This window comes from Pedobacter gandavensis (genome assembly GCF_032678745.1).
In the GTDB taxonomy this organism is placed as follows: Bacteria; Bacteroidota; Bacteroidia; order Sphingobacteriales; family Sphingobacteriaceae; genus Pedobacter; species Pedobacter gandavensis_C.
This window is the reverse complement of sequence record NZ_JAVTST010000001.1, coordinates 517067-542893: the sequence shown is the minus strand read 5'-3', so window position 1 is coordinate 542893 and position 25827 is coordinate 517067. Positions and strand designations below refer to the sequence as shown.

Annotated in this window: 20 protein-coding genes; 4 read left to right on the top strand and 16 right to left on the bottom strand. The window is 39.8% G+C overall.

Features of this window, described 5'->3' with window-relative positions:
• Nucleotides 1–32 precede the first annotated feature (32 nt).
• Nucleotides 33–1085: a LacI family DNA-binding transcriptional regulator gene (locus tag R2S10_RS02090; protein ID WP_316838777.1), complete on the top strand. Its 1053-nt coding sequence runs from the start codon at nucleotides 33–35 to the stop codon at nucleotides 1083–1085.
• Here the strand turns inward: R2S10_RS02090 and uxuA are convergent.
• The 7 genes from uxuA to R2S10_RS02055 form a co-directional block, all read right to left on the bottom strand.
• A complete protein-coding gene (gene uxuA, locus R2S10_RS02085) occupies nucleotides 1082–2257 on the bottom strand; it encodes a mannonate dehydratase (RefSeq protein WP_316838776.1) in 1176 nt (391 codons plus the stop codon). The two genes, R2S10_RS02090 and uxuA, sit on opposite strands and share 4 nt — an antisense overlap.
• 3 nt (nucleotides 2258–2260) lie before the next feature.
• Nucleotides 2261–3082 carry an SDR family oxidoreductase gene (locus R2S10_RS02080; protein WP_316838775.1) on the bottom strand — a complete coding sequence of 274 codons (822 nt, stop codon included), beginning with the start codon at nucleotides 3080–3082 and terminating at the stop codon, nucleotides 2261–2263.
• 152 nt (nucleotides 3083–3234) lie between these two features.
• The gene (locus R2S10_RS02075) at nucleotides 3235–4488 is read right to left on the bottom strand and encodes a HAMP domain-containing sensor histidine kinase (RefSeq protein ID WP_316838774.1); all 1254 of its coding nucleotides are present in this window, start codon (nucleotides 4486–4488) and stop codon (nucleotides 3235–3237) included.
• Nucleotides 4489–4504: 16 nt separating this feature from the next.
• Entirely contained in the window at nucleotides 4505–5182 is a 678-nt protein-coding gene (locus R2S10_RS02070) for a response regulator transcription factor (RefSeq protein WP_316838773.1), read from the bottom strand.
• A 40-nt stretch (nucleotides 5183–5222) separates the two neighbouring features.
• Nucleotides 5223–7199: an LTA synthase family protein gene (locus R2S10_RS02065; RefSeq protein ID WP_316838772.1), complete on the bottom strand. Its 1977-nt coding sequence runs from the start codon at nucleotides 7197–7199 to the stop codon at nucleotides 5223–5225.
• A 177-nt stretch (nucleotides 7200–7376) separates the two neighbouring features.
• Entirely contained in the window at nucleotides 7377–7715 is a 339-nt protein-coding gene (locus R2S10_RS02060; protein ID WP_062548871.1) for a helix-turn-helix domain-containing protein, read from the bottom strand.
• A 675-nt stretch (nucleotides 7716–8390) separates the two neighbouring features.
• Complete coding sequence (locus R2S10_RS02055) at nucleotides 8391–9743, bottom strand: Gfo/Idh/MocA family protein (RefSeq protein ID WP_316838771.1); 1353 nt, start codon at nucleotides 9741–9743, stop codon at nucleotides 8391–8393.
• A gap of 446 nt (nucleotides 9744–10189) precedes the next feature.
• Between R2S10_RS02055 and R2S10_RS02050 the strand changes: the two genes are divergently transcribed.
• Together R2S10_RS02050 and R2S10_RS02045 are read left to right on the top strand one after the other, a co-directional pair.
• Nucleotides 10190–11209 (top strand): LacI family DNA-binding transcriptional regulator, encoded by a 1020-nt coding sequence (locus R2S10_RS02050; protein WP_062548873.1) that lies wholly within the window; start codon nucleotides 10190–10192, stop codon nucleotides 11207–11209.
• Between the two features lie 78 nt (nucleotides 11210–11287).
• Nucleotides 11288–12367 (top strand): aminoglycoside phosphotransferase family protein, encoded by a 1080-nt coding sequence (locus R2S10_RS02045; RefSeq protein ID WP_316838770.1) that lies wholly within the window; start codon nucleotides 11288–11290, stop codon nucleotides 12365–12367.
• Here the strand turns inward: R2S10_RS02045 and R2S10_RS02040 are convergent.
• From R2S10_RS02040 to R2S10_RS02005, 8 genes are all read right to left on the bottom strand, one after another.
• Nucleotides 12312–14027 carry a GMC family oxidoreductase gene (locus R2S10_RS02040; protein WP_316838769.1) on the bottom strand — a complete coding sequence of 572 codons (1716 nt, stop codon included), beginning with the start codon at nucleotides 14025–14027 and terminating at the stop codon, nucleotides 12312–12314. The two genes, R2S10_RS02045 and R2S10_RS02040, sit on opposite strands and share 56 nt — an antisense overlap.
• A gap of 12 nt (nucleotides 14028–14039) precedes the next feature.
• A complete protein-coding gene (locus R2S10_RS02035; RefSeq protein ID WP_316838768.1) occupies nucleotides 14040–14537 on the bottom strand; it encodes a gluconate 2-dehydrogenase subunit 3 family protein in 498 nt (165 codons plus the stop codon).
• Between the two features lie 103 nt (nucleotides 14538–14640).
• On the bottom strand, nucleotides 14641–15852 hold the full coding sequence (locus tag R2S10_RS02030; RefSeq protein ID WP_316838767.1) for an SGNH/GDSL hydrolase family protein: 1212 nt from the start codon (nucleotides 15850–15852) through the stop codon (nucleotides 14641–14643).
• 37 nt (nucleotides 15853–15889) lie between these two features.
• Nucleotides 15890–17086, bottom strand: a complete 1197-nt coding sequence (locus tag R2S10_RS02025) for a hypothetical protein (protein WP_316838766.1) — start codon at nucleotides 17084–17086, stop codon at nucleotides 15890–15892.
• 174 nt (nucleotides 17087–17260) lie between these two features.
• Entirely contained in the window at nucleotides 17261–18553 is a 1293-nt protein-coding gene (locus R2S10_RS02020; protein WP_316838765.1) for an FN3 domain-containing metallophosphoesterase family protein, read from the bottom strand.
• Between the two features lie 105 nt (nucleotides 18554–18658).
• A complete protein-coding gene (locus tag R2S10_RS02015) occupies nucleotides 18659–22021 on the bottom strand; it encodes a DEAD/DEAH box helicase (protein WP_316838764.1) in 3363 nt (1120 codons plus the stop codon).
• Nucleotides 22022–22068: 47 nt separating this feature from the next.
• Nucleotides 22069–22653 carry an O-methyltransferase gene (locus R2S10_RS02010; protein WP_316838763.1) on the bottom strand — a complete coding sequence of 195 codons (585 nt, stop codon included), beginning with the start codon at nucleotides 22651–22653 and terminating at the stop codon, nucleotides 22069–22071.
• A gap of 82 nt (nucleotides 22654–22735) precedes the next feature.
• The gene (locus R2S10_RS02005) at nucleotides 22736–23311 is read right to left on the bottom strand and encodes a 5' nucleotidase, NT5C type (RefSeq protein WP_316838762.1); all 576 of its coding nucleotides are present in this window, start codon (nucleotides 23309–23311) and stop codon (nucleotides 22736–22738) included.
• 91 nt (nucleotides 23312–23402) lie between these two features.
• Here R2S10_RS02005 and R2S10_RS02000 point away from each other — a divergent pair, with 91 nt between their 5' ends.
• Nucleotides 23403–24152 carry a DeoR/GlpR family DNA-binding transcription regulator gene (locus R2S10_RS02000; protein ID WP_316838761.1) on the top strand — a complete coding sequence of 250 codons (750 nt, stop codon included), beginning with the start codon at nucleotides 23403–23405 and terminating at the stop codon, nucleotides 24150–24152.
• 48 nt (nucleotides 24153–24200) lie between these two features.
• Here R2S10_RS02000 and R2S10_RS01995 read toward each other — a convergent pair whose 3' ends face one another.
• Nucleotides 24201–25826 carry an NADP-dependent glyceraldehyde-3-phosphate dehydrogenase gene (locus R2S10_RS01995; protein WP_316838760.1) on the bottom strand — a complete coding sequence of 542 codons (1626 nt, stop codon included), beginning with the start codon at nucleotides 25824–25826 and terminating at the stop codon, nucleotides 24201–24203.
• Nucleotide 25827 lies beyond the last annotated feature (1 nt).

Below are 25827 nucleotides of genomic sequence, written 5' to 3'. Positions count from 1 at the left end.
ATTGCATTTTAGCCAGTAAATATAAAACTGGTATGAACAACAGTATCACATTGAGGGATATTGCAAAGGCACTGAATTTGTCTACTTCTACAATTTCCAAAGCTTTAAATGACAGCTATGAAATTGGCGAAGAGACTAAAAAGAAAGTAATTGCCTATGCAACGGAGCATCATTATGTTCCGAATCGGATGGCAAAAGGCTTAAAGCAAGGTAGAAGCCGTTCCATCGGCGTGGTGGTCTGTTCATTAGACAATAACTTTGTGGCGCAAATGTTGGATGGGATTGATAAGATCAGCACTGGAAAATCCTACCAGATCATCATCATGCAAAGTAAGGAATCTCAAAAACAAGAGATCGCTTGTATAGATTTGCTGTATTCCGGAGGAATAGACGGCTTACTCATTTCCCCTGCATGTGAAACCACCGACTTTAGTTACCTTAAAAATTTACAGCAATCAGGTTTGCCGATGGTATTGTTCGACCGCTTAACTGATCAGATTGATACCCATAAAGTTGGAGCGGATAATTTCAAAGGGGCATATGATGCCACAATGCACTTGATTAACAATGGATTCAGTCGCATTGCACACCTCAACACCAACACCAAACTCAGTATTTCTACCGACAGGTTAAACGGCTATAAACAAGCCCTTACAGATCAAAAGATCAGCTTCAACCCGGCCTACCTTCGCTCTTGCGATTATACGGATACCCATAAGCTAAATGAAGATCTGGAAGAAGCAATTCAATATTATATGGCTTTACCAGAACCGCCAGACGCTATATTTACGGCGACAGATCAGATCACAACCAGATGTCTTTCACTTTTGAACAAGCTCGGCTATAAAATCCCTCAGGATATTGCCTTGATTGGCTTCACCAATACAGAACTGGCCGATGCAATGAACCCTGCTTTGAGTACCATACATCAGCCAGCATTTGAAATCGGACAGCTCGCTGCCGAAAAATTAATCTCATTAATAGAGCAAAAGCACCGGGAAGTTGATTTTGAAACGATCAAATTAGAGACACAAATCATGGTTCGTGCCTCTACACATTTCTTCAAAACTCAGTTAAATGATTAGTAATTCCCGCTAATCCCTAGTTCCAAGCCCCGTAATTCTGCAAGTCCACGTAAACGCCCAATTGCAGAATAACCCGGATTCGTTTGTTTCGCCAGGTCGTCCAGCATCTGGTGACCATGGTCCGGACGAAAAGGAATCGGCAATGCCCTGGATACATTCTCTGCTACAATCGCTTTCATCACTTCATACATATTTACATCGCCACCAAGGTGATCCGCCTCGTAAAAATTACCTTCCTCATCTTTGGTTACATTTCTAAGGTGTAGGAAATGTACCCTTGATTTTACCGCTTCAAAAATATCTGTAAGGTTGTTGCTTAAGCCTGCGCCCAAAGAACCTGTACAAAAACAGATGCCATTGAAATCCAGATTTACACTATTAATAATATGTAGTAAATCTTCTTTAGTGCTGGCAATACGCGGTAAACCCAAAATCGGATATGGTGGATCATCCGGATGAATCGTCATCTTGATGCCTTCCGATTCACAAACTTCCGAAATCCCATTCAAAAACCAGATCAGGTTTTCTTTCAAACCGGCAGTACCAATCACTTTATATTCATCAATGCTGTTGCGTAAAGCCTCCAGCTCAATTTCTTTCTCATTAGGAATGCCCATCAGTACATTAATCCTAAGCAAATCCAACTCCGCATCCGTCATTTCCGAATGCCTCAAAGCCGCTCTTTCCCTGATCTTTTCAGGATAATCTGCAGCAGCATCTGTTCTGTTCAAAATGAAAAGATCAAATACAGCAAGGTCAGTCCAGTTAAAATATAGCGCCTTGGAACCATCCGTCATGGTCAGGTCTAGCTGCGTCCTTGTCCAGTCCAATACAGGCATAAAATTGTAACATACCGTTTTAATCCCACAAGAAGCAAGATTTTTCAAGCTCTGGTTGTAATTATCAAGGTATAGCCCCGCATCTTTACGCCTTGTTTTTATCGCTTCATGAACAGGGACACTCTCTACCACTGCCCAATGTAATCCTGAAGCTTCAATAATAGATTTTCTTTCCAGAATATCTGCAACCGGCCATACTTCTCCATGAGGAATATGGTGTAAAGCCGTGACAATTCCTGTGGCTCCTGCTTGTTTTACATCTGATAAGCTCACCGGATCTGATGGCCCATACCAGCGCCATGTTTGTAATAATTTATGATTCTTTTTATCCATCTTTTATACGCCGCTATAGGCATTAAATCCACCGTCTACTAATATTGTTTCTCCATTTACAAAAGCAGAAGCATCGCTCAATAAATAGATCAATGTTCCGTTCAATTCTTCCGGGTTCCCTAATCTACCAAAAGGGGTATGATTTACAAAACGTTGTGCGCGATCTGTATAAGAACCATCAGGATTGGTTAATAAAGAGCGGTTTTGCTCCGTCAAAAATACCCCGGGTGCCAATGCATTCACCCTTACCCGATCTCCATAACGTTGAGCCAGCTCCACCGCCATCCATTTCGTGTAGCCTTCTATCGCATTTTTGCCCAAGGTATAACCTAAAACCCTGGTCAGAGGCCGTTGCGCAGCCAAAGAAGAGATATTGACAATAGAACCTTTCCCCTTTTCTGCTATTACCCTACCAAATACATGAGTAGGCAATACAGTACCGAAAAGGTTGAGTTCTACCGCTTTCTGAGTATCGGCAATATTGGTATCAAATATATTCTGATCAGGACCGATGGTTGCACCTGGAATGTTACCTCCGGCAGCATTTACCAAACCATCAATGGTTCCCCATGCGTTTAGAATTTGAGTTCTTGCCGCGATCAATGCTTTTTCATCGAGCACATCAGTAATGACCGCCATGGCTTCTCCACCATTCAGCGTGATTGCTTTAACACGTTCGTTTGCTTTGTCTTCGTTCCTGCCTAAAATGGCAACTTTAGCTCCGGCAGCGGCCACGGCCATTGCAAACGACTCGCCCAAAACACCAGTTGCCCCGGTAATTACAATCACCTTGTTTTCTAATGAAAACAGATCTTTGCCCTTCATACTTTATGATTATATAGGTTAAATACTAGAATCAATGTTAAGGAAATTAAACATTGATTACCGCCGAATATCTTTAAATATTTACGATAACGATTGCGTTTTTGTGGCAGCTTGTGGGAAGGGGATAATCTAATGCCTACCCTGGGCCGAATTTAAAAATGAACTGAGAAAGTATGTTGCTCAGCAGTATAAGCATAGGTCATGATGAAGCCGTAATGCTGACAAATTTGACGCGAGATGGCCAGGCCTAATCCCATCCCTTCGGAAGCGGCTGTTTTATTGAAGCGCTCGAAAGCCCTGCCCCCATCCAAAGCCATTGCCAGTCCCGTATTTCGGAACACCAATTCATTATCGCTCAGTAAAACATCCATCCTTCCTGGCTTAACATTGTGGCGAATCGCATTACTGATCAGGTTGTTGAGTAAAATATCAGCAAGATACTTACTCATAGAGACTTCCTTATCCTCAAGCTGCGTCGAAACCGTAATTTCAGCAGCTTGTAAAAGCTCCTGAAACTGTCTCAGTTTCTGCTCGATCAAGGGTTTAAGCTGAATAGCTTCCTCATCCTTGATCATATTGTTCTCAATCTTAGCCAATAGTAACAATGAATGATTTAAGCGGGAGAGTCGGCCTACAGCCAGGTAAATGTCTTCCATCAATTCCCCCTGTTTATCGCTGAATCCTTCCGTTTGCAGCAAGGTATCCAACTTTGAATTGATAACAGCCAATGGGGTCATCATCTCATGCGCCGCATTATCAGTAAAAGATTTCAACTCCTTATAGTCCTCTTTTACACGCTGAGACATTAATAAAACCGCCTGATTTAACTCCGCAAATTCGTCAATATTGCTTTGCTCTACTTTAACCTCGTTTTTTCCGGTGAGGTTAAATGCTTTCATTTGATCAAGAATATGATAAAATGGCTGCCATAAACTGTTCAATAAAAATCTATTCACAATAAAAAGAGTCAGTAGTAACACGATGATAATCAACAAACTGATTAGAAAAATAATGCGAACCAGGTCTTCAGCTTCCAGTCTGGACTTTGCAACGGTAACCTCGAAAAGCTCATCGTTCACCTTCATAAAAGTCGTCAGACTTCTTCCAGGTTCCTTTTCGTGTTCCTTTTCATTCAGGTAGATACTATTATTATAAGTCCTACCCACAGTATCCGATGGCTTTACCTTCCGATAGCTTACCTTTTGATCATGAAAATCACCCGGTAAAGGAAGTCTATGGTACTTTTCTACATAGGCAAGGATTTCCTCTTCTTCAATTCGAAGGTCACGATCCAGCTTCTCCGTCAATATAAAATGGATGACCACATAATAGATTACCCCCGTCGATAACAAGACCAGGAGAGACACCAATATATTTACCCGATTATACCGACTGGAAAGTTTCATCTATTTTCAATCATTTTTATATGTTCTCAAACTTATAGCCTACACCATACATGGATTTGATGTAATCCTTGCTCCCAGCTTCAATCAGCTTTTTACGCAGATTTTTGATATGCGTATAGATAAAATCGAAATCATCCGACAAATCAATCTCGTCTCCCCATAAATGTTCAGCAATTGCACTCTTAGTTACCACCTTCCTTTGATTGGCAATAAAATACACAAGTAAATCAAACTCCTTTTTTGTCAGATTCAATACCCGGTCATTCACCATTACCTTCATCGCAAGGGTATCGATACTAATTTCATTAAATATGATCGCGCTATTGCCATCAAAACTTTTCCTTCGAACAATGGCAGTTACTCTGGCCTGTAATTCAGAAAGATGGAAAGGCTTCACCAGATAATCATCAGCACCGAGGTTCAATCCATCGACTTTATCATCCAGAGAATGTCTTGCAGAAATGATCAATACCCCATCTTTCTTATTCATTTTTTTCAACTCCCTCAGGATCTCCATCCCCTCTCCACCAGGTAAAGTAAGGTCCAGTAGAATACAATCATATTGATAAAGACTGATTTTCTCCATTGCAGATTGAAAATCGGCAGCCTGTTCACAGATATTTCCTTCCGCGCTAAAATAAGCAAGGATACTTTCGCGGAGCGACTGTTCATCTTCAATTAATAGTAATTTCATGAAATAAGCTAGGCTAGACGGCCTTTAAGTTAATAATTATTTATTGATGCAGGCCACCATTCTTAAAAAGATCATAAGCAGTCTGGTAATTCGCGATCGCTTCCTTTAGCACCATACCGCTAAATTTTCCGGGAACTTGTTCGTTTTTAGCCTGATGATATATATAGGTTTCCACTTTTTGCTGTGGACTCAATACCACAAGGCTATCATTTTTCAGGTAAGCCAGCTTCTGATAAGTACCCAGAAATGTTCTTGGCACATAGGTTTTAGCCAATACATCTTTACCAAATAAGTTACTTTCATAACTCCATCCCATTAAGTTAAACAATGTGGGATAAAGGTCTATTTGGGAACACAAGGGGGTAATTTCCTGCTGCTTACCTGTTGAATTCGTTGCTCCTCCAGTTAGATTCAGCACTATACAAGGAATATGGTATTTACTGATGTCGATTTCATTCTTTCCAGCGCTACTGGCACAATGGTCGGCCACAATAATCACTACGGTGTTCTTGAACCATGGCTTTTTAGCCGCTTCACGTAAAAATTTACCAATCGCATAATCGGTATACCTCAAGGCCCCATTTCTGCCGGTTCCCGAAGGAATGTCAATCTCTCCAGTCGGATAGGTGAAAGGACGGTGGTTTGAAGTAGTCATCACAAAGCTGTAAAATGGCTTACCTTCCTGAAACTGCTTGTCCGAGCCTTTGATCAGGGCAGCGTAAAGGTCTTCATCGCTAATTCCCCAGGCATTTTCAAAATGAACCTGATCATCCGCAATAATGGTACGCTTAGTCAAATAATCATCTCCAGCCATCACCTTCCTACCCCGGTCGATAATGTCATAACCATTGCTTCCGAAATACTGATTCATATTGTCGAAATACCCATCCCCACCATAATAAAAGCTCCGGTGGTAGCCTGCTTTTTCAAATATATTTCCGATAGTAGTCAGGCTGTCGTTTCCAGGACGTCTAACGATACTGCTTCCCGGTGTTGGTGGAATTGCCAGAGACAATGCCTCCATCCCTCTTACTGTTCTGGTTCCGGTGGAATACATATTGGTAAACAACAAATTTGTACTAGCTAAAGAATCCAGAACCGGTGTTAAACCTTCTTTATTTCCAAAATGCGCCATAAAATCGGCACTTAAGCTTTCCACAGTAATCATAATAACATTAGGTTTATAGGCGGTTCCGGTTCCTGTAATGGCTCTTTTTATCCCCCTATCCGCTGATAAATACCTGCTATTGTCTTCTTGTAGACTAGCCCGGATCACACGATAGGCTTCCCGTTTATCCAGCATTTTATAGAAATGATTGTAATTGAGTTCATTATTTTTGAACGCGGAAAAGATGGAATATATCCCGGCTTTAGCCAGCTCATTGTGGTAGCGATTGGAACCTGTTTCCGCCCAGGAATTAGGAACAAAGAAACCGTACAAAAGGCAAATCGTCAGGATCATTCCCGAAATCACTCCCCTTTGCTTAATTGGGGTATTTGACTGAAAATGACGGGAAAACGCACCGGTTTTGGCAAAAGCAAGCAAGATCAGCAGACTGATCAGCATCACCCCTCCAATCAATAAAGGCAATGGATAAGATTCATTAATATTATGGATTACCTCATAGGTATAAACCAGATAATCAACGGCGATAAAGTTAAAGCGACTTTCAAATTCCTGCCAAAAAGTAAGTTCTGCAAAAAATGAGAACATGGCAATCAATGTCATTAAAAATAAAACCGAATAGCTGAAAGTAATATTGAACCAGGATTTGATCAATCGCTGGGGAAGGAAACATAAATATAGGGCGTAAAATAACACCAGAAACATGGCTACACCGAAGTCGTAGACAAACCCTTCCAGAAAAATATGAAGGATAGAAAAGAAGGAAAAATCAGTTTTTTCCAATGTAGTAACCATTAATCCAAGACGAATCAGGAACGACCCGGCAATAAAGGTTGCTACATAAGAAAAAAGCACACTGTACCTTGATTTGAACAGAAAAGAAAAAGCCATATCGCTATAAAAATATAGTCAAATGTAGCCTGCTATTCTGTAGGAAAACTGAAGATAAAGCAGAAAGTATCAGCGTTTAAAAAACCTTCAAGATCATCAAGATCTTCCGGAAATACACCGAAAGAATCAACAAAATAAAGTTAATTAAAACACTGATACTTAAGGATTTGCTAAAGATTAAGCGTTTTTATTACGCTGATCCTCTTTATCATATAAATCAATCAGTTTACTTTGCAAACGAATCACAGAACTCTCCAATTGACTGATTTTCTCTTTCAATTGTTCGATGATCTGGATGTGTTCGCTTACGCCTTCTTCCCCAACATCAAGAAACTCTCTTAAGCTCAATCCGTGTACTTCAGCGATCTGATTGATGCGGCTAAAGTTAGGATCAGTAATACTGGTTTCCAATTTTGAGTATGCTGGAATTGAGATATCCAACAGATCGGCCATCGCTTTTTGGTTGACCCCTTTTTTTTGACGTAAAATTCTAAATTTCTCCCCTAATGTTTTCATAATGAATATTATTATTTTTTAATAACCCCTAATTGAAATAAATTTAAGAAATATTAAATATAATATTATCATATTATTACAAAATTTTGAAATAAATAATCGAAAGAGGTTTTGAGACTAAAGTTTTTAGCAAAAAAAACGGCCTATAAGCCGTTCATTTTCCGGTGTTTTTTCACGCTGTAAAGGGTAAAAAAACATCGGAAAAACACCCGGAATTAACCGGGTAAATCGCTGCACAGTAGCCAGATAGGGCACTTTACTTTTTAGTCTGTCTAAAGATAAAAGCACCTAACATTAAAGCCACTGCCAAGCCTGAAAGGCCCGGAAAAAGAATAAATAAATAAAATACCCCAGCAACGACAGCTAAAGCCACAATGAATAGAAATCCCTGTAAAAAGGACTCCATTTTAAAAGCTGCGATCAAAGCGAACAACAAAAACGTTAAAGCAAGAATGGTTAAAAACATATACAAAGATGCGTTTCCAATGTTAAGTTAACGTTAAGAAAATCGTTTTCTTCCCTTTTTTTTGTCAAAAAAAAGGAGCAATTGTGAAAAATCACATTGCTCCTTTTATGAAAATATGGTTTTTGAAGCTATAGCAATCCCGGTGAATTTTGAGACTAAATTAATTCAGCTTCAAAATCCCCCAAAAGGAAGGCTAAAATTCAAAAAGATTAATAATCGTCATTTAATGCGAAAATTGGTTTTCTGGTCATCCAGTTACCACTGGTGAAATCAGGGAAATCTACAGTTTCATTTCCTAATTCTATAGATTGCTCACTTAATGGCGTAATTGCACTCCATGCTGCTGCATCATAAACATCCATTGGCGTAGGCTCATTTCTTTTCGCTGCTTCAATGAAAGCATGAATAACAAAGAAGTCCATACCACCATGTCCTGCACCTTCAGCATCGTTACCGTATTTTTTCCAAAGTGGGTGATCATATTTTTCTAACCATTCCTTAGCTGGATCCCATTGGTGAGACTTGCTTACACCTTCTACATATACACTCTTATTGATGTCCATCCAAAGACCTTTAGTTCCCTGAACTCTGAAACCAATAGAATATGGTCTTGGAAGATTGGTATCATGTTGTAAAATGATAGTTTCTCCATTTGCACAGTCAATAGTAGTCGTCACGATATCTCCCAAACGGAAGTTTACTTTCGCATTTGGATGGTTCTCACCACCTTTTTCTACGATATAGTTATGTAGACCTCTTGCTTTAGTTGCAAAAGAGTTCAATTTTAAGAATTTATTACCTCTATTAATATTGATACAATGTGCTACCGGACCGATACCATGAGTTGGGTATAAATCACCATTACGGTGTACCGAGTGATTGGTTCTCCATTTTGCTTCAGAGAAACCTTTCTCATTAAACTCTACACCACCGCCATAAGGCTTCTTACCATCGTTAAATTTAACCTCTCTTAGGTCATGTTGGTATCCACCCTGTAAGTGCATAATTTCACCAAACACCCCTTGACGTACCATATTCAATGCTGCTAAAACATCTCTTCTGTAACAAACGTTTTCTAACATCATCACATGCGCTTCATGCTTTTCTGCCGCCTGTACTACATCCCAGTGATCCTGAAGTGTAACACCTAACATTACCTCGGTAGCTACATATTTAATACCAGCTTCCATAGATTTAATGATCATTGGCTTATGTAATTCCCATGGTGTAGAAATAACAACCGCTTTTAATCCTTTTGTCTCCAAAAGTTTCTTCCAGGCATTTTCATCACCAGTATAAATCTTAGGCATTGCTTTACCTGATTTTGCAATCATTGCTTTTGCAGAATTTAACATAACGTCATCTACATCACAAATCGCAACCAAATCCACATCACTTCTCTTTAATAAAAGATCAAGATGATTTTGGCCTCTCATTCCCACTCCAATCATTGCTACCTTAATCTTTTCACCTTTGGTACTCGCAAAAATCGATTGCTCAGGTAAAACAGTTATAGCTGCGGCAGTGATGCCGCTATTTCTAACAAATTGTCTTCTATTCATAATATTCCGTTCATTATATATGTTTGGTTCAAAAGTATCGCTTTTATGGCATACCACACACGATTATCCGAATACAAGGTATAGACTAAATCCAAAAGCCATGCAGATTACCCTCCAAAAAATACACGCAAACGTTTGATATTTAAATTTTCTATAATTTAAAATTGAGAATTCGCGGAAATAAAATGACTTTCCTGTATTTGTAACAATTTCATGATCGTTTAACTGGACAATTCTAGCATAATTTAACAAAACACCGCCGACAACCTCAATAAAATAGGATTATTCCAAAAAAAACACCCCTTGAAATACAAATTCAGGCTTATATTTTCAAACAAACGTTTGCGCACATTTTAGACCTAAGCATCAAACAATTGGGTTTTATACGAATTGTTTTTTCAAAATAATTGAAGGTTATTGAAACTTTATGCCAATATTTGAACATCATGTCTGATAAACCAACCACGATAAAAGAAATAGCCAAAATACTTAAGATTTCGGTTTCTACCGTTTCAAGGGCTTTAAATGACCATTCCAGTATCGGTTTAACAACAAAGATGAGGGTCAAGAAGCTAGCTACAGAGCTAAACTATGAACCAAATCAGAAAGCAATTCAATTTTTGCAGGGGAAGTCGCATATTATAGGTGTGATTTTACCTGAATTATCTGAATCTTTCTTTTCTACTGCCATTAGTGGCATTGAAGATGTTGCCTACAAAAGAAACTATACCGTATTACTTGCGCAATCACACGATGATGCGGATCGCGAGAAACTATTGGTAGAAAAAATGAAAACCCAACGTGTCGATGGCTTACTGGTATCTGTTTCCAAAACAACCAGCACCTACGAACATTTTGAGATCTTCAAGAAACTGAATATCCCGGTGGTATTCTTCGACCGCATCCCTCCTATTAAAGACATCCACTATGTGGCCTCTAATCTGGAAAATGGAACTTATGAAGCCGTTAACTTTTTGCTAAAGAAAGGACACCGCACCATTGGGATGATCAACGGCCCTACCACACTGGTAGCCAGTCATGAGCGAAAAGAAGGATACATTAAAGCAATGATCTCTAACCGCCTGAAATTCGACCCCTCTTTAATTGTAAGCTGCGACCTTTCTGAAAGTGGCACCATTGAGGTGATGAATACCATGCTCAACCACAGACGTAAACCAACAGCCATCGTTACCTTTAATGATTATGTGGCCCTATTTGCCATGAGACATACCCGTTCCCTGGAACTGGAAGGAATTGACTTTGTCAGCTATGCCAATCTACCCATCATTAATTACATGGATTACACCCCAATTGCTTCTGTGGAACAGTTCCCATACAAGCAAGGAAAGAAAGCAGCCGACATTCTAATAGACCTGATCAACAGACCTAAAAATGAAACCGGAACAGAACAGGCTTATTTTAACGTAGTTGTAGAATCAGAGTTGATTATTTCTAATATTAAGTAATTTTGCGCAAACGTTTGCTCAATGGTTTAATCACATAAATAATTACGTTTGAATCTGTAACCAATCTTGAAAAGACGCATGTTCGAAAATATCTTACCATTGTATGGCCTGAATTCTGATGACACGACTGTTAACCTATTTGGCGATGGCCTGATAAACCATACATGGAAAGTAACTGCCGCTGAGCAAAGCTATATCCTGCAAAAGGTAAATACTGATGTATTTAAAGAGCCATCAAATATTGATAAAAACCTTTGTCTGTTAAAAGACTTTTTAAATAAGAAAGATCCGGAATATCTATTTGTATCACCGGTAGCCGCATTGTCTGGCGAAACACTACTGAATACCCCTGATGGGTACTTCCGTATGACCCCATTTGTAGAAGGATCTCTTTCTTTAAATGCCCTGACAAAAAGAGAAGAAGCTTATGAAGCTGCCAAACAGTTTGGAAAATTCTCTGGTTTACTGGCAGATTTTGACGCTTCATCATTAAACATTACTATCCCTGACTTCCACAACCTGAGTTTGAGGTATGAGCAGTTTAAAACTGCCTGTGCCAATGCCAATCCGGAAAGACTGGAGCAAGCAAAGGAATATGTTGATTTCATCAATGAACACAAAAGTCTTGTCAATACCTACCTGGATATTGTAGCCAATGAAGAAGTTCCTTTAAGAGTGATTCATCACGATACCAAAATCAACAATGTATTGTTTGACGCCAATAATAAAGGCATCTGTGTCATCGATCTGGATACCGTTATGCCTGGTTATTTCATCAGTGATGTAGGTGATATGATGAGAACATATTTATGTGCTGCAAGTGAAGAAGAAACTGATTTGACGAAAATCAGCATTAGAAAAGATTTCTTTAAAGCCATTTATGAAGGATATATGGAAGAAATGGCTGAGGTATTGAGTGAAACTGAAAAACAGTATTTCAGCTATGCCGGTAAGTTCATCATCTATATGCAAGCCATTCGTTTCCTTGCAGATTACCTACAGAATGACATCTATTATGGTGCTAAATATGAAGGCCATAATTTTAACAGAGCAATCAATCAAATCGCCCTGTTAAAAGAATATTTAAAAATGGAAGAAGAGTTTACAACTCCCCTTTCTTCATCGAAAGAACCGCGTAATCAACCGCACGCGCTGTAAGTGCCATATAAGTTAATGATGGGTTTTGTGTTGACGTAGAGGTCATGCAAGCCCCATCAGTAACGAATACATTCTTGCAATCATGTAACTGATTCCATTTGTTGAGTACAGAAGTTTTAGGATCATGTCCCATTCTGGCACCACCCATCTCATGAATATCTAATCCCGGGGATTGTGAACTATTATCTGCTTTGATGTTTTTAAACCCTGCTTCGGTAAACATTTCAGTCATCTGTTCCAGGTAATCCTTTTTCATCTTCACATCATTGTCGTCATAATCAACGGAAATCCTTAACAATGGGATGCCCCATGCGTCTTTTTGATCTGTATCTAACTTCACAAAGTTGCTTTCCTTAGGGATCGTTTCGCCCATCATGTGCGACCCTACCTGCCATGGTCCCAGATTCTTATTGAGCAACTGCGCTTTCAAAGCTGAACCCATACCAGAAGTATCACGCTCCGGACTTCTGTAAGCAGAGAAACCAGCCGCATAACCGCGTTTAAAATTGGTTTCCTGTTTTAGTAAATTTCTAAATCTAGGGATGTATCCACCTCCGGCAGGATTTCTGCCATCGGTACTAAATTCTTTTAATCCATCATATTCTGCTCCAATTCTAGCGCTGTAATTGTGGAAAGCCACATACTTACCTAGCGTCCCACTGTCATTTCCCAGACCATTAGGGAAACGCGAAGAGGTAGAATTCAATAAAATCAGATTGGTATTGATCGCTGCTGCATTTACAAAAATCACTTTTGCATAATACTCGCGAACTTCTTTGGTATTGGTATCCACCACGCGAACACCGGAAGCTTTACCCAATTTCTCATCATAGATGACCGATTCCACAACTGAAAATGGTTTTAAAGTCAAATTCCCTGTTTTTTCTGCCCATGGTAAAGTAGAAGAGTTACTACTGAAATAACCACCAAAGGGACAACCACGCTGACATAAATTACGGTTCTGGCACTTCCCTCTGCCCTGATCAAAATGCACTTGTTTAGGTTGAGATAAATGCGCACACCTGGCACTGATCACATGACGGCCCTCATACTTTTCACGCATGGTATTCTTGAAGTAGTCCTCCACCGCATTGAGTGGAAAAGCAGGTAAGAAATCACCGTCAGGCAAAGAAGCCAGACCATCTTTATTACCAGAAATCCCAGCAAATTTCTCCGCATAGGTATACCAGGAATCCAGATCCTTATATCTAATCGGCCAGTCCACCGCAAAATCATCTCGTTTAGGTCCTTCAAAATCAAGGTCGCTCCAACGCTGGGTTTGTCTGGCCCACAATAGCGATTTTCCACCCACCTGATAACCACGAATCCAATCAAATGGTTTTTCCTGCACATAAGGATGCTCCTGATCCTTCACAAAAAAATGCATGGCATCTTCTCTGAAGGCATAACATTTACTGACTACCGGGTTTTCTTTCTTTATCGCTAAAGTCAGTTCTCCACGATGTTCAAATTCGTAAGGATACTTATTGGTAGTCGGATAATCAACAATGTGTTTGACGTCTTTTCCCCTTTCCAGTACCAGGGTTTTCAAACCCTTTTCTGTAAATTCTTTGGCTGCCCAGCCACCACTAATCCCCGAGCCAATTACAATGGCATCATAGGTACGTTCCTTTATACTATCTATATTTAGATTCGACATTTTTGCTGTTAGTTAAGCTGATTTAACCCTTAAATACCCATTGTATCTACCCGGAACAAGCTCCCAGATTAACAGGTTACTCATCACATACTTAGAATTCAGGTATCCGCCAATTGTCCTGGATTTCATGATTTTATAAAACTTCAAAACCTCTTCAGGAGTTCCGGTTTTACTGCTGTTGGCACCTGTTACCAATTGCGCAACTTCGTTCCCCTCAAGGCCTTCAAATGCCTTCAGTCCGGCTAGAAATTGCTGTTGATCTGCTGGCTCATAACAATCGTCCAGCATCTTCAATACAAAAAGATGGAGCTTCAGGTCTTTTGCACCGGAAGTGTCTGTTTTAGGAATAATCAGCTCGGCAATCTCTGCCAATAGATTTTCCTGTGCTGCAGTAATGTCAAGATTTTTGAGCTGAATGGAGACTTTTCCTTCCTCCCTCAAACAAGAAGGCAATAATGCCATTCCTCCTGCAAATATCAACACCTGTTTTATGGCTAATCGTCTATTCATGATTCATTTTCTGGCGCTAAAATAATCCAAAATCTGGAACTCTCCTAAGCCTATTTATTAGCGGGTTAATTATTAAAATCGGGTGATTAAGCTTTAAATAACCTTAATTCACCAGGAAATAAGCAATACGGCAAGCATTCCCTTTACTGTTTATATTTTTAGCAGCGCTGATTTTCATGCTGACCTGATGTGTACCTTCTTTTAAGTTACTGGCCAGCACCAAATACCAAGGTAAATGCAATGATTTACTCCATTGGGTATACAAATCAATTTGCTGCTCCGGACCGCCATCAATTGAATAATTCAGAATCCCTGCATCAGGTCCCGAAACAATCGAAATCCCAAAGGCATTACCTACAAAATCCAGACTCAATTCTGAACCCGCTGCTGTGCTGCATAACATCGGAATGTGTACAAAACCTTTGCGGGTACTCTTTCCATCCTCCGGTTTCCAATCTTGTGTTACAGACCAGCCATTTAGTAGCTTTGCCTTTTCAATGCCCATATAATGTCCCTTTGAAAAACTACCGCTGATCATTGCGCCTGGTAGCTCCATCTTTTTAGGGAGAGGCTTATTCTCTTTAATAGACTGAATATTTAAGGCAACAGCATCATTCAATAATCGCTGAATCGCTTTGAAATAAAGCTCTTGTCCGAATGGAGAAGGATGTAAATCTTTGAAATCCTTTTCCCAGCTGAACTCCTGATTGGCCAGTCTGTCCCTTACCGCTTTCGCCAGGTTGATCGATGGCAATCCGTAATGTGCCGCCACCAATTCATGATTCTTTACCGATACCGGTATTTTACCTTCATTATAGGTTTTCGTTTTATCGGGATCTGCAAAAGACATCAGAATGATGTCCATTTTTGGTTGCTGTAATTTCGCATGCCTGATGATTCCTTCTAAGGCACGGATCTGAGTCAGGCTATCTGTGCCATTCGCTTCATCATTTACCGCTGCCTCCAGGAACAATAGATCTACTTTTCCAGAATCTAATACATCCTGTTTAAATCGAAAAGAATGCGGCAGACTTCCTAATGAAGGGATTCCTGCAGCAATAAAATGGAACTTAGTCTCTGGAAAACGACTTTGCAATTCTTTCGATACCTGATCTCTCCAACCCGGATTGTAAGTGATCGAGCCGCCTAGAAAGGCTACAGTTGCTTTTTTCCGCTCTTGAAAAGTTTTAATTGCCTGGTTCAAACCCGCTCTTTGTTGGATATAATCACCATCATCCAATGGTTTCAGCTGACCATAAACCATCATTATACTACACAGCAAACTGCTGCAAAAACACAAAAGTACTTTGCTCATATATCTTAAGGAATTATTCAGCTATTAAGATAGGGATTTAATGATTTGGATCATACTGGTAAACAATCTGATAAGGAATGTTTTTTAGTTTCGCAGAAATGGTTCCAATCGGAAGGTCTTCCTTCTGAGGTGTAGGTTCACAAACCGAATATAGTTTCCCCTTATACACAATCGCATCACCAATGGGCTGATCAAACTGAACCGCCATCGTAATGTGTGTAGGATACAACATTGCAATCATAGGCAAATTATAGATTTCCTTTACCAGATAGAAAAACAAAGCAACGCGGTCATCACAATCACTATGACTGGCAAACAAGGTTTCTTCAGGGGAAAGGCGCTTTTCATTACCAAAGTTCTGCTCATCATCTTCATAAAGAAAAGCATAACGGGTGAAGCGCATTAAATAATCCACCCCTTTTTTCTGACTCATTCCCTGGGTGTTTTTTTTCAGCAAAGGAATCAATGAACCATAGGTTTCTTTACTCAAAGGGATATTAAAATAGGTTTCAAAATCTACTCCTGGATAATTGGCAAATATGGCTTCCACATCTTTACTCAGCTTCACATTGAAGTGATATGCTTTATGTTTATAAACAAATTCCAGTTTTTTCTCTGAGTAATTCTCTGGTTTAAAATCAGGTAACTTCGTAACTTTATAAGAGAACGATTTCGTTGCTTCCGGCACTAATAACTGTACAGGAACGGGAGGATCAATGTTAAGGTCCGCTTTAGGATAATCATGGTAATTTAAACACATGTATTTCTTGTTATCGACCATAAAAAAGGGAATATCCGAGATATCTTCATCATTGAAAACATAGAAAATGATCTTGTCCCGACTTAAAGCCAAACGGGCATCATAACCTGATTTTGCCAGTAAAAACCATTTATATAAGGTATAGCGACTATAATTCACTGATTTCGGACTCAATTGCTCCGCAGTTTTTCGAATCAATTGATAATATAACCAATCGTTCAGTTCCAGCTTATTTTTATAAGCCTGTAATGAATCTATGATTGGCTGGTAATCGCCGGAGTTTAATTGCTCATAAGCCCTTTTGATGGAAGCAGCAGAAAGCTCAGGAGCAGCAACGATAAGGGAAGTATCCAGCGTTGTATGGAATTGCCCTCCGTAAAAATCAAAAGAAATATCTTGTTTACGCTGGCCATAACTGGTACTTAATGCCAGGGCCAATGATAAAGTTCCGAATATTTTTAAGAGATGGCCCATGATCTAAGGATTGCTTCCTATTAAATATACGTAAATTCTATGTTAAAATAAAGTAAATTTACTATGAAAATCCTTCCCTCAGAATGAATACTCATTGATTCGGGCTGTGTCCTAAAGCAATGCTGCCCGAACCCAACCCGAATGATAAATACCTTGAAAGTTGATTGATTAGCGCTAAGCTTTTTTGGTCTTTGGAAAGATATGGGTATCCAACAATACACCTTTCATATCTACTACAGAAATTTCCAACTCCTTAGCAGTAGCCTCTCCTTTGATATAAGTAGCAAACTCGGCTCCTTCCAATTTCGGACCACCACCAACCAATTGTGGAATAACAGCTTTAACTTTCGTTTTCTTGTTCCAATCCAGCCATTCCGAGGAATCAGTGATTTCTCCTGGTTTCACAAATTCATAGGTATGAGTATGTCCTGATATCAATAGATCTACCTTATGCTTTTTAAGAATTTCCAACCATTTGTTCCTGGAATCTGGTGAATCCCAACCACTTTTAGTAAACAAAGGAATGTGCAGCAACACCACATTAAAAGGCGAATTTTTCATTTCCTTTTTACTCAATACCTGATCCAACCAAATTGCTTGCGCATCGCGATAAGGTTCAAAACGTGTTCTCCCTTTACAATATTTGTGCTGATCTGGCTTATCCTCCCCCGTGTCTAAAACGGTAAAGGCCACCGGTCCATGAACAAAATGATAATAATAAGATCCGTTTGGAACAGAAAGGTACCTGCTGAGCTGTGAGGCCCAGTTCCCTCTCGTATCGTGGTTTCCACGAACATACACCAAAGGAGTACCACTCGTAAATGCCGCTTTTGTAGGGTTCAAAAGCGCAGTCGTAATCTGTTTTTCTGAAGAAGGATCATTGATCTGATCCCCATTCCAACATAAGAAATCAGGCTTAAAATCCTGATTGATTTGCTGAATTTTATCTAGTACTAGCTGGTTTTCATGGGTATCATTGATAATTCCAAAACTGATCTTTTCGGCCTTGGCATTTAGTGTATTAAATTGCTGAACTTCGGTTTTCAATACCGGCCTAACCTCTTCTGCCAATGGTGTCTCTACACAAACCCTATAAAAATAGCGGGTTCCTGGTTTAAGCGCTGTCAAAATCACTTTATGCACCTGGAAAAACTCCGCCAGGCCATTCTGCTGGCTTTCTCCCTTCTGACTACATTTTTCATCAGTACCATACTCTACCCAAGCTACTGAAGGCTGATCTGTTTGCCAAACAATGGCAATGGTATCCTCATAAGGCGACATCACTGTTGGAAAGCCAATCATTTTAACCTCGTTAATGGCTTTATTAGCTTGACTTTCAGTTGTACCTAAATCATGATTAATCTTAGCTGACGAATTTATCGGAGCAGCCAGAACCTCCCCAGATGTTCCAATGTGGAGTAATGCGGCAGCGGTTATGCCGGATTTCAAAAAGTTTCTTCTTTTCATGTGTGGTTTAGGAGAATTGAGCTTCCTTTCCACAAACTAGCCAGAAATTCCAATTCCCTCCTCAGTAAAACAGCCCAAATTTCACACAAACGTTTGCATGAATTCCTAGCTAAATAAAGCCAGGAGGTCTTTTTTCGACAAAGACTTAAAGATAGAGGCATCCGTTTTGATCAGGTCTTTGACCAGCTCTTTTTTCGAAGATTGAAGTTTCATAATTTTCTCTTCAATCGTATCCGGACAGATCAGACGGACGGCAATTACATTCTTTTGCTGCCCGATGCGATAGGTTCGGTCAATAGCCTGGTTTTCTACTGCCGGATTCCACCATGGATCAACTAAGTATACATAATCTGCCTGCGTTAGGTTTAATCCAACTCCTCCCGCTTTTAAGCTGATTAAAAACACCCTGATCTCAGGGTTATTCTGGAAGGAATCTACTACTGCTTCCCTATTTTTGGTCTGACCGGTCAAATAGGCAAAAGCAATTCCCCGATCTTTCAATTCTTTTCTAATCAGGTCCAGCATGCCTACAAATTGAGAGAAAACCAGAATTTTATGCTGAGTGGATTTGTTCTCAATCTGCTCCAATAAGACTTCCATTTTGGCCGAAGAACTGCCATAAAACTCATCCTCGCTAAGTAATGCCGGCGAATTACAGATTTGTCTTAATTTGGTGATTCCCTTCAATACGTTCATGGTATTGCTCGCCACTTCTTCATCTGTTTGATTGGTCAGGTAATCGCGGATTTCTTTTTCATAACCATCATATACTTTACGCTGATCAGCTTCCATCTCACAATAAATCACCATTTCTGTTTTATCCGGCAACTCTTTCGCCACCTGCTCCTTGGTCCTGCGCAATAAGAATGGGCTAATGCGCTGCTGCAATTGCATCGCTGCCCTACGGTCCTTAAACTGATCAATAGGTGTAGAATAGATTTCTCTGAAATGCTGCTTACTACCTAGTAAACCCGGACAAGCGAAAGACAATTGCCCGTACAAGTCAAAAGTATTGTTCTCAATTGGAGTTCCCGTTAACACCACCTTATTCCGGGATTGCAGTAGCCGAACAGATTTATAACGCTGAGATTCCGGGTTTTTAATGGTCTGAGACTCGTCCAGAAAAACGTAATTGAACCTATAGTCTTTTAAAAATCGGATATCTGTGAGTAATGTTCCGTAAGAAGTCAATACCACCTCAAACTGATCAAAGTCTTTATGGTTTTTCACCCTGTCCGCACCATAAATGGTCATCACTTTAATAGATGGGGCAAACTTTAATATTTCTTGCTGCCAGTTGAAGATCAAAGAAGCCGGAACCACAATTAAATTGGTATTGTGCTGTCCCTTTTCTCTTTGTGCCAAAATAAAAGCAATGATTTGTATTGTTTTTCCTAGGCCCATATCATCTGCCAGACAAGCGCCAAAGTTAAATTCATCCAAAAAGCTCAGCCAATTCAAACCTTCTTTTTGATACTGTCTTAAGGTCGCATTTAAGCCTTCCGGGACCTTTATGTCGGTAATTGTGGCTGCTGATCCGGAAAGCTTGTTCTTATACATCGCCAGCTGGTCTTTTACAGATTCATCCAGCAATTGTGATTCGTACAATTCTTCAATAGCTGTAAAACTAATTCTTGGCGTTTGAATGTGTTCATCAACGATTTCTCCGACATTGAAATACTTGCTGAATTTCTCAATCCACTCATCGGGAAGAATTCCCATCGTTCCATCGTCTAACTTTACAAACTTGTTTTTGTTGCGGATAGATTTATGTAAATGCCTCAGAGAAACCACCTGATTGCCATACTTAAGCTTTACTGCGGTTTTAAACCAATCAATTCCACTCATTACCTGAATGGAGATATTGGCCTTATAAGGATTGAGGTTATTGTCTTTTAGTTGGTTAAAACCCAGGATACTGATGTTCTTATTCCTCCATGCTTCGAAAGCATGAAGAAACCACTGCTCTTCTAATAACCTGGTTTTATGCAGGTAGAAACAGTCATTACTCTCCATTTGTTCCTCGAAATAAGGATGCTGCCTCATGATATTTGAGATGAATTGCAGTTCCGTTTCAGCGTCCCTGTTTAAGGTAAATAAATTACCATTTCTATCCCTCGACTGAATTTGTTTTCTCGAAAGCACTGGTATTTCAAGATTTCCATACCTCATTACTGGTGTCAGTAATACAAAATCTTCGGACTCAGAAAGGTAAATGATTTGTTCATTCTCCAGGTCAAAGCCTTTTTCTTCAATCTGTTTCTTCGTAGCAGGTTTTAGGTAGTCATAAGTCACCTTGATTTTACTTTCCAATTTGGAAAGAATGTCTTCCTGAAAAGCTTCGAATTTAGAGTGGTGGATCAACATCTTATCATGATGTTGCTTAAAGAAATCAATCACCCTCAAAAAGTTAGGATTATCGATCAAATGAAGACATTGGTCCATTTGAATGAAATAATTATATTTCAGTTGAATTTGATCCAAAGCATAAGCTGTTCCATTGAGTGTTAATTTTCCGGAGACCTCATAAAACTCATGTCTTTGACTCACATGGAGTGCCATGTCTACGCTTAATGTATTCAGCTGTACCGGAATGATGGCATTTGCAGTAATATTGCTGGACACTTTCGCATCATGCAGAAAGACATCCATTTTTAGTGGATTCCTGGCAACAGCCCTTAGTGCATCCAGATCCGAATCACTACGTTCCGCATTATAATTGTTCTGAAACTTTAAAATACCACTGTAGAATTTTAATGCGGCAGTATCTTCTGTTTTCCATAAGAGATCTGAAGGACTAATCGTCTGAATTGGATTTTTAAACTTCCCTTCCAAGGTAGTTTGGGCTTCAATAATTTCTAAGGTCAGGTGACTATAAAAACGATGCTGACCAAATACCAGGCCCATTTTATGTTTAGGTTTTAAGCCTCCTGATGTCGGTAATTGCAAGCCCTCTTTAGGTAACAAACTCTTTTTAAGGTCTTGTTTGCTCTCCCCGTTCAGGGGAAACATCTCCTTCATTTTAGCTTTAATCTGGGTCTGGCCTTGCTGGTATTCCAGTTCAAAAAAGTTAGTCAGGTTATGCTCCGCTTCCAATCCGTAATCTTTGGCTTGTTGCTTCATCTTTTCCTTACGGAGCTTCTGATCAAAGAAAAGACGCAAAGAAGGTCTGCTTAAAATGTTGTAAAGAGCTTGTGCCTGATGACTGCATAATTTCGGATTCGCGTCCGTACATCCACAGGTAATCAGGGTTTGGCGATCTCTTTGGCTGATGCCCACCCCTGGAAACGGGATGATGCTAGTCGGTTGAGTAAAAAAAACAACGTCAATGTCGATATGTTCCGGAACCAGGTCGTAAAACCCTTTAACTCCCGTGTCCACACGCTCATTGACATGTTTTAATATATATAAATCTGTTAATTCTGAGAAATCAAAATCTCCTAATACGTATTCTTTTCTAACCTCCATTTGCTCCGGCAATTCCAAGCCTTAAAGGTAATCAGATTTTAAATGACCTATCCTGCTTTTTTTGTAGCAATTACAATTCCAGTTGCCCAGCATTGTTTCGTCAGTATTAAGTCTTCACGTTGTTCAAGCACTTCAATCAGGCGGGTAGCCTTCTCAGCATGTCCTTCAGGCCAGTTTTCCTGAGGAAGCATGTCGTCAATAATGTAAAATGCACCAGGATTCAACATTTCTAACACCTCCTCTAACAGCAGGTATTTACCATGCCAGGTATCGGCAAAAATATAGTCGAACTTCTGGTCTTTATTTTGAAGTACCCAGTCCTCTCCTTCTATACATTCCAGTTTCAAACGGTCATCCTGACCAAGAAAACGTTTTGCAATGTCCAGAAATTGAGCGTCATTATCAATGGAAATCAGGCTGGCATGTTGGTCCATCCCTTCCAATATCCAGGAAGTAGACAATCCAGTTCCAGTTCCCAATTCCAGAAAGCGACCTCCGGGTTTTGAAGCGGCCAGCGTCTGTAACAAGGAGCAAGTCATTGTGGCCGAAGCCATAGAAAAACCTGCATCTTTTGTCGCTTCATCGATGGCCATATAGGCCTCAGGATACTTTCGTTTAATTTCTTCTATCATATATTTGTGGTTCCTTTAGGAATTTGAAATATAGATAAAAGAAATAAGACTCTGCCGAATAACAGAAGCTTAAAAACACTGATTAAGCTGTTGCAGCATCAATCAGGTTTTCCTGTCCTAATTTCTCTTGCTCAAAAAAGGCCAATATTTCTGTCCAGCTACTTACCCTCAAATGATGATGTTGGTTCACATTGTGCGAAGCATCAAACATAATCGCTTTTCCTTTACAAAAATCCAGGTTTTTACAATGGTCATCGATCAGGTAATCGGTCACTACCACACTCTTATCTCCACAGAAAATGATGTTTCTCCAGCTGATAAAAGGAAAATGTTCAGCCAACCATTCGTGTTTTTCTGATAAACATTGTGGGAATTCCATGGCTGCAGACACGATATAAACTTCGTAATCTTCCATTAATTTCTTCACTGCTTCCACTGCACCTTCCATTACCGGAATGGTTCTGAAAAATCCAGGAGTATTTACATATCGTCTGATCGCTCCTTTTTCAGGGAATCCTTCAGGCTCCAAAACACCTAATCTCTCTGATCTCGGCACTCTTACACCGTATTCATTTTCATACCAACTCATGAATTGCTCTTCTATATCTGCAAGAACGCCATCCATGTCAATTCCTATTGTTTTTTTGATCTCATTCATATATTATTGTAATATCTTGCAACAAATATAGCGTTATTTTGCAACTTATTGCATTATATTGCTGAGATTATTTACTTACATTTGCAACAATATGATAAAGGAAGAAAGATTACAATTGATCATAGAGCATATCCGGAAAGAGAAAAAAGTACTATTGGGCGACTTGAGTACCCTATTAGGCGTTTCTGAAGATACCGTAAGACGAGACATTAAGGAACTTTCGGATCAGGGATTACTGAAAGCTGTTCGGGGAGGTGCAATTTCCAGGTCTCCTATACCACACCACTTTCGCGAACGTGAACATTACGACATGAGCCATAAAGGCATCATCGCAGAAAAAGCTGTCAAACTGATCAAAAATGGACAAGTGGTCTTATTTGACTCAGGTACTTCTGCATTGGCAATTGCGACGCTTTTACCTCGAGATTTGCAAATCACAGTGATCACCAACAGTTTTCCAGTAGTAACCGTACTAGAAGATCATCCTTGCATTGAAGTGATCTTTTTGGGTGGCAGGTTAAACAAAACCTCTTTCTCAACTACTGGCTTCGAGGTCATTCAGACCATCCGCGGCATTCGTCCAGACCTTTGCTTTCTGGGAATTTGCAGTATAGACCTGATTTCTGGAGTTACAGGTATCAATTATGAGGATTGCCAGGTAAAAAAAGCAATGGTAGAAACTTCAAAACAAATCGTAGCCTTAGCCACTGTTGAAAAACTAGGTACCACAGAACCTTATTATATTACCAGCATGAGCGATATTGACATCATTGTCACCGATATTGATCCTAATGATGAAAGTCTAAGGGCTTATAAAGAAGCCGGAATCAAATTGGAATAGAATTCCATGATTCCGGCTTGCAATGATTAAAACAAAAAATTCCTGAGCTTAAAACAAGTATTTTGTACTTAAAAAGTTGGAACTGTTGCTGTCTACAATCTCGTTGATCAGGTGTTTATTATTTTCATTTAGTTTCGTGGCTACTAAAGAACGAATTGAGAAAGATCGTAATGCATCCACTACAGAAAGCGTGCCTTCAGCACTATCTTTTCTTCCAGTAAATGGAAACACATCCGGACCACGCTGACACTGACAATTGATGTTTACACGACTCACCTGGTTCACCAAAGGATCAATCAGTGAAGCGATTTCTTCATTGTCATTGCTAAATATACTCACCTGTTGACCATGCGTAGATTCTATCAGGTACTCAATCGGCTCTTCCAGGTCATCAAAAGGAACGACTGGAATCACTGGTCCGAATTGCTCTTCCGCATATAGTTTCATGTCTTTCGTAACCGGATAAACAATCGCCGGGTAGACAAACGATTCGTTCACTGCACCCCCATTTTCATTGATGACACGGGCGCCATTAACAATCGCATCCGCAATGCATTCCTGTAAATAAGCCGGCTTATGAGGCTCTGGCAATGGTGTCAATGCAACGCCATTTTCCCATGGCATCCCAAATTTCAATTGCGCTACAGCTGCAGTTAGTTCCTTTAAAAACACCTCTACCAGACTACGGTGAACGAATATAATTTTCAATGCCGTACAGCGCTGTCCATTAAACGACAACGAACCTAAAACCGTTTCCTGCACCGCCAAACTTACGTCTGCTTTAGCAGTAATGATGGCGGCATTCTTCGCATCTAATCCTAAAATAGCACGTAAACGGTTTACTTTTGGATGTAGTTTCTTCAATTCATTGGCCACTTTACTCGAACCGATTAAAGTCAGCACATTGATCTGTCCTGATTTCATCAAATCAGGGATGATTTTATTCCCACGACCATAGATCGTATTGACCACTCCTTTCGGAAAACAATCACGGAAGGCCTCTAACAATGGATAATGTAATAAGGTTCCATGTTTAGGTGGTTTAAACAGCATGGTATTCCCCATAATCAGCGCAGGGATCAAAGTGGTAAAAGTCTCGTTTAAAGGGTAATTAAAAGGCCCCATACACAACACTACGCCCAATGGAGAACGCCTGATTTGTGCCACAATTCCTTGTTCAATGCTAAACCTTGAAGATTGTCTATCCAGATCTTTTAATGCATCAATAGTAGCATGAATGTATTCTACAGTACGGTCAAACTCCTTCACAGAATCAGCATACGACTTACCAATTTCCCACATCAGGAGTTTCACTACAATTGCCTTCTTCTCAATAATCCGGTGCGTGAATTTCTCCACACAGTTGATTCTATCAGCAACGCTCATGGTTGGCCATTCGCCTCTACCATTATTATATGCTGCTACAGCTGCCGCTAAAGCCTCTGATGCCTCCTTTTCAGTACATAGAGGATAAGTTCCAATCACTTTGCGTTTCAACCCCTCTGCGGTCTTGATACAAATTGGCGACAAAACTTCATGTACTTCTCCATCCCATGCACGTAGTTCCCCATTGCTTAAGTACTCGCGTTGGTGAACCTCTTCCTCCAGTTTAAATTCCTCCGGAATTTGATGCTCCTCTACAAAAATAGATTGGAGCTGGTCATTAAAATTCATA

Bases quoted from the DNA above. Each gene is read 5' to 3' on its own strand.
- R2S10_RS02090 (WP_316838777.1), top strand. From the start codon at position 33: ATGAACAACAGTATCACATTGAGGGATATTGCAAAGGCACTGAATTTG.
- uxuA (WP_316838776.1), bottom strand. From the start codon at position 2,257: ATGGATAAAAAGAATCATAAATTATTACAAACATGGCGCTGGTATGGG.
- R2S10_RS02080 (WP_316838775.1), bottom strand. From the start codon at position 3,082: ATGAAGGGCAAAGATCTGTTTTCATTAGAAAACAAGGTGATTGTAATT.
- R2S10_RS02075 (WP_316838774.1), bottom strand. From the start codon at position 4,488: ATGAAACTTTCCAGTCGGTATAATCGGGTAAATATATTGGTGTCTCTC.
- R2S10_RS02070 (WP_316838773.1), bottom strand. From the start codon at position 5,182: ATGAAATTACTATTAATTGAAGATGAACAGTCGCTCCGCGAAAGTATC.
- R2S10_RS02065 (WP_316838772.1), bottom strand. From the start codon at position 7,199: ATGGCTTTTTCTTTTCTGTTCAAATCAAGGTACAGTGTGCTTTTTTCT.
- R2S10_RS02060 (WP_062548871.1), bottom strand. From the start codon at position 7,715: ATGAAAACATTAGGGGAGAAATTTAGAATTTTACGTCAAAAAAAAGGG.
- R2S10_RS02055 (WP_316838771.1), bottom strand. From the start codon at position 9,743: ATGAATAGAAGACAATTTGTTAGAAATAGCGGCATCACTGCCGCAGCT.
- R2S10_RS02050 (WP_062548873.1), top strand. From the start codon at position 10,190: ATGTCTGATAAACCAACCACGATAAAAGAAATAGCCAAAATACTTAAG.
- R2S10_RS02045 (WP_316838770.1), top strand. From the start codon at position 11,288: ATGTTCGAAAATATCTTACCATTGTATGGCCTGAATTCTGATGACACG.
- R2S10_RS02040 (WP_316838769.1), bottom strand. From the start codon at position 14,027: ATGTCGAATCTAAATATAGATAGTATAAAGGAACGTACCTATGATGCC.
- R2S10_RS02035 (WP_316838768.1), bottom strand. From the start codon at position 14,537: ATGAATAGACGATTAGCCATAAAACAGGTGTTGATATTTGCAGGAGGA.
- R2S10_RS02030 (WP_316838767.1), bottom strand. From the start codon at position 15,852: ATGAGCAAAGTACTTTTGTGTTTTTGCAGCAGTTTGCTGTGTAGTATA.
- R2S10_RS02025 (WP_316838766.1), bottom strand. From the start codon at position 17,086: ATGGGCCATCTCTTAAAAATATTCGGAACTTTATCATTGGCCCTGGCA.
- R2S10_RS02020 (WP_316838765.1), bottom strand. From the start codon at position 18,553: ATGAAAAGAAGAAACTTTTTGAAATCCGGCATAACCGCTGCCGCATTA.
- R2S10_RS02015 (WP_316838764.1), bottom strand. From the start codon at position 22,021: ATGGAGGTTAGAAAAGAATACGTATTAGGAGATTTTGATTTCTCAGAA.
- R2S10_RS02010 (WP_316838763.1), bottom strand. From the start codon at position 22,653: ATGATAGAAGAAATTAAACGAAAGTATCCTGAGGCCTATATGGCCATC.
- R2S10_RS02005 (WP_316838762.1), bottom strand. From the start codon at position 23,311: ATGAATGAGATCAAAAAAACAATAGGAATTGACATGGATGGCGTTCTT.
- R2S10_RS02000 (WP_316838761.1), top strand. From the start codon at position 23,403: ATGATAAAGGAAGAAAGATTACAATTGATCATAGAGCATATCCGGAAA.
- R2S10_RS01995 (WP_316838760.1), bottom strand. From the start codon at position 25,826: ATGAATTTTAATGACCAGCTCCAATCTATTTTTGTAGAGGAGCATCAA.